The sequence below is a fragment of the Rhizobium sp. NZLR11 genome (assembly GCF_019685115.1).
Lineage (GTDB): Bacteria > Pseudomonadota > Alphaproteobacteria > Rhizobiales > Rhizobiaceae > Rhizobium.
Genome location: NZ_JABDWD010000024.1, coordinates 76660 through 84136, shown reverse-complemented (window position 1 = coordinate 84136; position 7477 = coordinate 76660). Strand labels below are relative to the sequence as shown.

The 7477-nt window shown below is 62.2% G+C and carries 7 protein-coding genes; 3 read left to right on the top strand and 4 right to left on the bottom strand.

What is annotated here, in order from left to right; genetic code table 11:
- The first annotated feature begins 514 nt into the window (after window positions 1-514).
- Window positions 515-757 carry a DUF982 domain-containing protein gene (locus HJB83_RS29340; RefSeq protein ID WP_003545294.1) on the top strand — a complete coding sequence of 81 codons (243 nt, stop codon included), beginning with the start codon at window positions 515-517 and terminating at the stop codon, window positions 755-757.
- A 253-nt stretch (window positions 758-1010) separates the two neighbouring features.
- Here HJB83_RS29340 and HJB83_RS29335 read toward each other — a convergent pair whose 3' ends face one another.
- Entirely contained in the window at window positions 1011-1274 is a 264-nt protein-coding gene (locus HJB83_RS29335; protein ID WP_221116119.1) for a hypothetical protein, read from the bottom strand.
- Between the two features lie 172 nt (window positions 1275-1446).
- Window positions 1447-1707 carry a BON domain-containing protein gene (locus HJB83_RS29330; protein WP_221133081.1) on the bottom strand — a complete coding sequence of 87 codons (261 nt, stop codon included), beginning with the start codon at window positions 1705-1707 and terminating at the stop codon, window positions 1447-1449.
- 177 nt (window positions 1708-1884) lie between these two features.
- Here HJB83_RS29330 and HJB83_RS29325 point away from each other — a divergent pair, with 177 nt between their 5' ends.
- Both HJB83_RS29325 and HJB83_RS29320 read left to right on the top strand, forming a co-directional pair.
- Window positions 1885-2151 (top strand): hypothetical protein, encoded by a 267-nt coding sequence (locus tag HJB83_RS29325; RefSeq protein WP_221116121.1) that lies wholly within the window; start codon window positions 1885-1887, stop codon window positions 2149-2151.
- Window positions 2152-2254: 103 nt separating this feature from the next.
- A complete protein-coding gene (locus HJB83_RS29320) occupies window positions 2255-4315 on the top strand; it encodes an ATP-dependent helicase (protein WP_207582860.1) in 2061 nt (686 codons plus the stop codon).
- Between the two features lie 12 nt (window positions 4316-4327).
- On the opposite strand, the gene HJB83_RS29315 is transcribed toward HJB83_RS29320, so the two are convergent.
- Window positions 4328-5380: an enoyl-CoA hydratase/isomerase family protein gene (locus tag HJB83_RS29315; RefSeq protein WP_207582859.1), complete on the bottom strand. Its 1053-nt coding sequence runs from the start codon at window positions 5378-5380 to the stop codon at window positions 4328-4330.
- A 130-nt stretch (window positions 5381-5510) separates the two neighbouring features.
- Entirely contained in the window at window positions 5511-7472 is a 1962-nt protein-coding gene (locus tag HJB83_RS29310; protein ID WP_221133083.1) for a bifunctional diguanylate cyclase/phosphodiesterase, read from the bottom strand.
- Between the last annotated feature and the right edge of the window lie 5 nt (window positions 7473-7477).

Sequence of the window (7477 nt, the reverse complement as noted above, 5' to 3'; positions counted from 1 at the left end):
ACCGGCTCCAACGCTGCGCAAGATGAAAGCTTCGCGTTTCCGCCGGTTGCTCACACCGCGCCACTTGGCGTATTCAAAACCCCCGAGGCTCTAATCGCAGCTGGATGAAAGTTCAGTGGCAGGTCACTCTGCCCCGCGGGCGAGGACCGGCATAGCCAGGGCTCCGCAGAGAAAAGCAGCCTGAATCAGATTTCGACCTAAACCCATGTGGAGCCCTCGGCTTCACAAGCATGGTAGCGATGATGCCGCGCCGGCGCGATAGGAGTGGTTGCACCTTCCAAAAATTCCCTTCTCCTTATTCGTCATGCTTACAAATACCAACGAAATTTTGGTTCTCGCCGGCCCGATCGCTCCGCGAATCTCACCAGCGGAAATTTCGCCTCACCGGCTGCAATCCATTCCGCCCATTGCTGACGGCAAAAATCACGCTAGAGTATTAACTATCGCAAAGTCTCCCCGGAGGAACTGGGAGATGCTGCGCTTCGTTTCTGTCGACAATCGTGGAGGAGCGTCAATGGCAACTGAAAGATGGAACAGCCCGGTCAAGGTTGGTTTCGAAGGTGCGGATGCGCGAACGGTCAATGGTCCGTTCGATGCGCTGAAGTGCCTGGCGGATCTCTGGCCGAGTATGCGCGGGCTTCGTTATATCAAGGCCCGCAGCACCTGCCGGGCAGCGCTCGACGGGCGCAAGAGCGTGGAAGAAGCAAGAGCCGAGTTTCTGGCGGCCGCCGAAGAGGCGAAGCTGAAGTTGCATTAGCACTTCGGCAAGGAATTTCGGGCGATTTTCGCCTTCTGGGCGCGCAAGCGTGCCGGAACGGGATAATGCTTTAATTTTGGGCTTTAATTTTGGTTTAACCCTGCAACAAATGCTTTCCGGGATTTGATGCAACAGGCGTTGCGCCTGGTACAGGTGTCTTCACGGAAGATGCCCAGCCATCATGATGATGGTTAGAGGCTCGTACTCTCTGCGGAAACGCAGGCGAGCCTCGTCCGAGCAGGACCGCCTTTTTTCAGCAATCCGCGCCGCTCTCATTCGCGATCTCGACATAACCGACACCGATGATGGTACCATCTGCCGCGCGGATGAAGGAGGGCAGATAGTGAGGCTCTACCGGTGTGCAGGCGACGGCCCCGGTATATTCGTTGAGGGCGATCTGGTCCTTCGGCAAAGCGGAGTAATTCGTGCCGGTTTCCAGCGAGGCATGGGCGGAGCCGGCAAAGACACCACAACCCACTATCAAGGTCGTTGCCCACAGGCGAGGAAGCAACTGCATGAGAGTCTCCAGCGGTTAGGTCCGGCCTTTCAACACGCGAGAGAGCATTTTGGTTCCCTTCATGCATCGCAAAGAGATGAGCGCGCAGATCGGCGGAGCATCTCCTTCACCGGACTTTTATTTGATGCAGGTCGTTGTCCTAAAACCGCTGCACACTTTTAGGCGACATGCATTAGCGTCGCAGCAAGCGAGCACGCACATAGCCTCGGCCGACGACGCCCTCGGCGATCTCGATCGCCCGCTCGACATCGCCCCGCCGGCGCACGAAGCCCTCCAGGATGACATAGGAGCCCGATAGGCTGACGGTGATTTCGCCGGCTTCGATATCGGCGGCCGCATGAAGGGCGCTCTCCACCGAGGCGCGCGTCGCGGCATCGCTGTGGCCCTGCCGGCCGGGCTCGCCATGCCCCGTGAATGCTGGAAAGCCGAGCACCGTGAACGTTTCCTAATGTTGGTTGATGACTGTTAACGCCGCAGCGACGCATTCGTTGCGTCCCCGGGAAAAGAAGAGCCTGCTCGACAGCGATACCTGCGCGGTGGCATGGGCACCCCTTGGCGAAAGGCGCCGCGGCTTCCATATCTGGCTGCAGTCGAAAGAGGGATGATGACGATGAAAGCGCTTCTGTCCGCCTTATTTGCCGGGGTATTGCTTGCCGGCTGCTCGTCGGCCGATACGCCGGCGCTCGACCCCATTCCCGGCAGCATCACCTATGGCGGGCAGCCGCGAACGAAGCTCACCAAGTCGCCGGTCGGCAGCGCCGTCTATAACCAGTTCTACAATGGGACCGGCCAGCGCGTGGAGGAAACCTATATTCTTCAGCCGGACCGCAGCCTGAAGCTGGTGCGGCGCGTGATCGGACCGGATTTCCCCGATTGACGTTGCGTTGGAGCGGCAGGCTTGACAGCGGCTGAAATCGCGAACATTCAAGGAACATCTAATTTTCCGCAGTGATTCTGCGAGAGCCCGACCGGACGGCTGGATGTATCTCGAAAAGCTCAATCCCCAGCAGCGCATGGCCGTCGAGCACGGCACGCTCATCGACGGCAGTCATATTGCCGGGCCGCTGCTGGTCATTGCCGGCGCCGGCTCCGGCAAGACGAATACGCTGGCGCATCGGGTCGCCCATCTCATCGTCAAGGGCGCCGATCCGCGCCGCATCCTGCTGATGACTTTCTCCCGCCGGGCCGCCGCCGAGATGATGCGGCGTGTCGAGCGCATCTGCCGCGACGTGCTGGGCTCGAATGCCGGGGTCATGGCCGATGCGCTGTCCTGGTCCGGCACCTTCCACGGCATCGGCGCGCGGCTGTTGCGCGATTATGCCCAACAGATCGGCCTCGATGCCGACTTCACCATCCATGACCGCGAAGACAGCGCCGATCTGATGAACCTGATCCGGCACGATCTCGGTTTCTCAAAAACCGAAAGCCGGTTTCCGACCAAGGGCACCTGCCTTGCCATCTATTCCCGGGCGGTGAATTCGGAAACCGCGCTCGATCAGGTGCTGCGCGACGCCTTTCCCTGGTGCGCGGCCTGGGAGAAACAGCTCCGTGAGCTTTTCGCCTGTTATGTCGAGGCGAAGCAGAGCCAGAACGTGCTCGACTACGACGATCTGCTGCTCTACTGGGCGCAAATGGTCGGCGAGAGCGTGATCGCCGAGGATATCGGCAGCCGCTTCGACCATGTGCTCGTCGACGAATATCAGGACACCAACCGGCTGCAGGCGTCGATCCTGCTGGCGCTGAAGCCCGGCGGCCAGGGGCTGACCGTCGTCGGCGACGATGCCCAGTCGATCTATTCCTTCCGCGCCGCGACGGTGCGCAACATCCTCGATTTTCCCGCCGCCTTCAGCCCGGCCGCCAATATCGTCACCCTCGACCGCAATTACCGCTCGACGCAGCCGATTCTGGCGGCGGCCAACGCCGTCATCGATCTCGCCTCGGAGCGCTTCACCAAGAACCTGTGGACCGAGCGGCAATCATCCGAGCGGCCGCGTCTGGTTTCGGTGCGCGACGAGGCCGACCAGGCGCGTTATGTCGCCGACATGGTGCTCGACAACCGCGAGGAAGGCCTGACGCTGAAACAGCAGGCCGTGCTGTTCCGCGCCTCGCATCACAGCGGGCCGCTGGAGGTCGAGTTGACCCGGCGCAACATTCCCTTCGTCAAGTTCGGCGGGCTGAAGTTTCTCGACAGCGCCCATGTCAAGGACATGCTGGCCGCCCTTCGTTTCGCGCAGAACCCGCGCGACCGGGTGGCGGGCTTTCGGCTGATGCAGATCCTGCCGGGCGTCGGGCCGTCGACGGCGCAGAAGGCGCTCGACCTGATGGCCGAGGATGCGAGCCCGATATCGGCGCTTGCCGCCATGCCGGCGCCGCCGCGCTCCGGCGAGGACTGGACGTCCTTCGTGTCGACGCTGCAGGAGCTGAAATCCGGCAAGGCCGGGTGGCCGGCGGAAATCGGCCTGGCGCGGCAATGGTACGCGCCGCATCTGGAACGGCTGCACGAGGACGCAGCGACCCGGCAGGCCGATCTGCTGCAACTCGAGCAGATCGCCGGCGGTTATGCCTCGCGCGAGCGTTTTCTCACCGAGCTCACTCTCGATCCGCCGGATGCGACCAGCGACCAGGCAGGCGTGCCGCTGCTCGACGAGGACTATCTCATCCTGTCGACCATCCATTCCGCCAAAGGCCAGGAATGGACGAAAGTCTTCATGCTGAATGTCGTCGACGGCTGCATTCCGAGCGATCTCGCCGTCGGCGCCACTGCGGAAATCGAGGAGGAGCGCCGGCTGCTCTATGTGGCAATGACCCGCGCCCGGGATGGTCTCGACCTCGTCGTGCCGCAACGCTTCTTTACCTATGGGCAGAATTCGCAGGGCGACCGGCACGTCTACGCCTCCCGCAGCCGCTTCATTCCGGCAACTCTGCTGCAGTTCTTCGAGGCCTGCAGCTGGCCGCAGGCAAAGTCCGGAGCTGCCGCGCAAGCGCAGGCGCGGCAGGTTCGCATCGATGTCGGCGCCCGCATGCGCGGCATGTGGCGATAACCAGATAATCCATCAAAGCGAAAGCGGCGGCTCGGCCGGTTTCAGGAAGCGCTCGACCGTTGCAGCCCCGACAGCCTCGATACTTGCCGGCGACCATTTCGGATTGCGGTCCTTGTCGATGACGGCGGCGCGGATGCCTTCGAAGAAATCGGGATTATCCAGCATCTGCAGGCAGGCGCCGAGTTCACGGCCGAGGCATTCGGCAAGTGAAGCGCTGCGGCGGCCGGCTCTCAGCAGCGCCAAGGCGAGTTTCAGGCTGGTCGGCGAGCGGGTCATCAGCACCCGGCGGGTCTCGGCGGCGAAGTCGCCCTCCTCCCCGGCAAGTGCTGCCAGGATCTCCTCGACGCTGTCGAAACAGAAGACGCGATCAATCACCGATGCGTTCTGCCTGAGCCGGCTTTCACCTGCAGGCTCCGAAAGCGCCTGCAGCACCGCATCGACATCGCTGGGGGAGCCGGCGCGCGGCAGGACAGACAGCGCATCGATCACCGCGCCGAGCCGCGACGACGCAATCTGAAGGTCGGCAAGGCTGGCGTGGATTGCGTCGGCAGCACCGATATCGAGCCCGGTCAGGCCGAGCCATGTTCCGGCTTCGCCGGGGGCGCGCGGCAGCAGCCAGGTGGCGCCGACATCCGGGACATAGCCAATGCCGGTTTCGGGCATGGCAAGCCGCGTGCGCTCTGTGACGATGCGGTGGCGGCCGTGCGACGACAGGCCGACGCCGCCGCCCATGGTGATGCCGTCCATCAGCGCCACATAGGGTTTGGGGTAGGCGGCGATCTGATGGTTGAGGCGGAATTCCTCGCGCCAGAAGGCGCCCGCGAGACCATCGCCGGCGCGGGCGCTTTCATGCAGGGCGCGGATATCACCGCCGGCGCAGAGGCCGCGTTCACCCTCCCCGCTCATGACGACGCTCGCCACGTCGGCATCCCCGGCAAAACCATCAAGAGCGTCAGTGATCGTCCGGATCATCGGCAGCGTCAGGCTATTTAGCGCCCGCGGCCGGTTGAGCCGGATGATGCCGGCAGTGCCCTGCTGTTCAATGATGACTTCGCCGTCTTGCATGGTTCACCTCCGCTGTCGAAGTCTTTCCTGGTCAGATTGAAGCATTCTGCCCGGGAAAGGCTCGAGACCATGAATAGACGACGATGCAACGTCGCTCCAGTCGATTTAAGATCGGCCGGGGATCGACCGGTCAGGCAGAGAGCGAATTGCGGGCGGAGGCTGCGGCTTCGCACCGGGCGGCATAGTCGATTGCAAGTTCCAGCGGCAGCGGCCGCGAGAAATGATAGCCCTGCGCCAGACGAACGCCCGCCGCCTTCAAGCCCTCGGCGATCGCTTCGCTTTCGACGCCTTCGGCGACGGAGGCAATGCCGAGATTCTGGCAGAGATTGGCGACCGAGCGGGTGATGTTCATGCAACGGGCGTCGCGATCGAAATTCATCACGAAGGCCTTGTCGATCTTCAGCTTGTCGAAGCCGAGACGGTGGATATGGCTGAGGCTGGAATAACCGGTGCCGAAATCATCGAGCGCGATCGAGATGCCGGCAGCCCGCAGCATTGAGATGACCTGGTCGGCGGTGTCGAAATCGGAAAGCAGCGCCGTCTCGGTGATCTCGAATTCGATGCGCCTGGGATCGATGCCGGAGCGGGTGACCATGCCAAGCAGCGCCATCGATGTCTCATGGTCGCAGATATCGCGCGCAGAGAGATTGAAGGAGAGCCGGAGATGGCGTGGAATGATCGCCAGCGCTTCGAGCGCCCTGGCAAAAAGGATGCGTGTTATCCGGCCGATGACCGCCGTGCGCTCGGCAGCGGGAATGAAGGCGTCGGGACTGATGCGGCCGAAGCGGGCGCTGTCCCAGCGGGCAAGCGCCTCGTAGCCGACGACGCGGCCGCTCTTCAGTTCGACGATCGGCTGATATTCGAGTTTCAATTCGCTGGCGAAATCATTCGCCTGCAGCTCGAGCTCGATCAGGTGGCGCTGCGTCAGGATCTTCTCGTGCTCCGCCGAGAAGAATTCGACGCCGCTGCTGCGCTTGCTCTTGACCTGGTAGAGGGCAAAATCGGCTTTCTCGTAGAGATCCTCGGCGGTGTATTTGCCGATCTCGGGATAGACGATACCGCAGGAGCCGAAAACGCGAACTGAGCCATCAGGGATTTCGTAGGGATCGCGAACGGCGGCGCAGAGCGCCTGGCCGAGATCGGCGATCGCCTGGCGTGTCATCGAACAGGGGAAGATGATGCCGAACTCGTCGCCGCCGAGGCGGGAGACGATACCCTCTTCGCCGACCAGCGCGGTGAAGCGGCGGGCGGTCTCCTTGAGCACGAGATCGCCGGCGGCATGGCCGAAAACATCGTTGACCGGCTTGAAACCGTCGAGATCGAGAATGCCGAGGACGGGCGGCGGGGACGGATCCTTCTGCAGCCGCTTTTCCAGCGAGAGAAAGAAGCTGCGGCGGTTGGCGAGGCCCGTCAGCTGGTCATGCAGGGCGTTGCGGCTGTTGACGAGGTTCAGCTCCTCGGCTTCCGCCCGCTTCTGCTTCAATTCCTCGGTCAATTGCACTAGGCCGACGAAATTCTGGAAATAGCTGTTGATCACCCTGAGGAAGGGCAGGATCAGGAAGAGGCCGCTGACGGCGGTCGCCACGAAAACCGGATTGCCCGAGAACATGAAGGTCGCCACCATGGCCGAGAAGGTGATGACCGTGGTGAGCGCTGCCGCCATCGGCAGATGCATCAGGCAGAAGATGCAGGAAATGCCGGTGACGACGAGGAAGTAGGCGATCTGGCCCTGTTGGGAAGCATCGCCGTATTGGTAAAGCGCGATCGCCCAGCTGCCGAAAGCGATCGTGAGGATACCGGCGCCCGATATGGTGATCTTCATCAGCCTGTAAGCCCGCTCGGCTGTGACGTTTTCCTTGCCCCTGATCTCCCACCAGCAGAGACGGAAGACACAGACGATGCTCAAGGCGACAGGAATATAGAGCGAGAGCCAGAGCGGCGCGGATTTGAGGTGGGTGATCGCCACCGCAAGGGCGTTGATGACCAGCAGGATATAGAGAATGGGGATCTGAGACGACAGGGCCCGGAACTGCGCCGTCAGAAGCGTCGGATTGTCTTTTTGCAGCTGCAGTGAGGCCAGAAAGTTCTTCATCTTCC

What these genes read in the sequence shown, in the direction of transcription:
- HJB83_RS29340 (WP_003545294.1), top strand. Translation starts at nt 515, where the DNA reads ATGGCAACTGAAAGATGGAACAGCCCGGTCAAGGTTGGTTTCGAAGGT.
- HJB83_RS29335 (WP_221116119.1), bottom strand. Translation starts at nt 1,274, where the DNA reads ATGCAGTTGCTTCCTCGCCTGTGGGCAACGACCTTGATAGTGGGTTGT.
- HJB83_RS29325 (WP_221116121.1), top strand. Translation starts at nt 1,885, where the DNA reads ATGAAAGCGCTTCTGTCCGCCTTATTTGCCGGGGTATTGCTTGCCGGC.
- HJB83_RS29320 (WP_207582860.1), top strand. Translation starts at nt 2,255, where the DNA reads ATGTATCTCGAAAAGCTCAATCCCCAGCAGCGCATGGCCGTCGAGCAC.
- HJB83_RS29315 (WP_207582859.1), bottom strand. Translation starts at nt 5,380, where the DNA reads ATGCAAGACGGCGAAGTCATCATTGAACAGCAGGGCACTGCCGGCATC.
- HJB83_RS29310 (WP_221133083.1), bottom strand. Translation starts at nt 7,472, where the DNA reads ATGAAGAACTTTCTGGCCTCACTGCAGCTGCAAAAAGACAATCCGACG.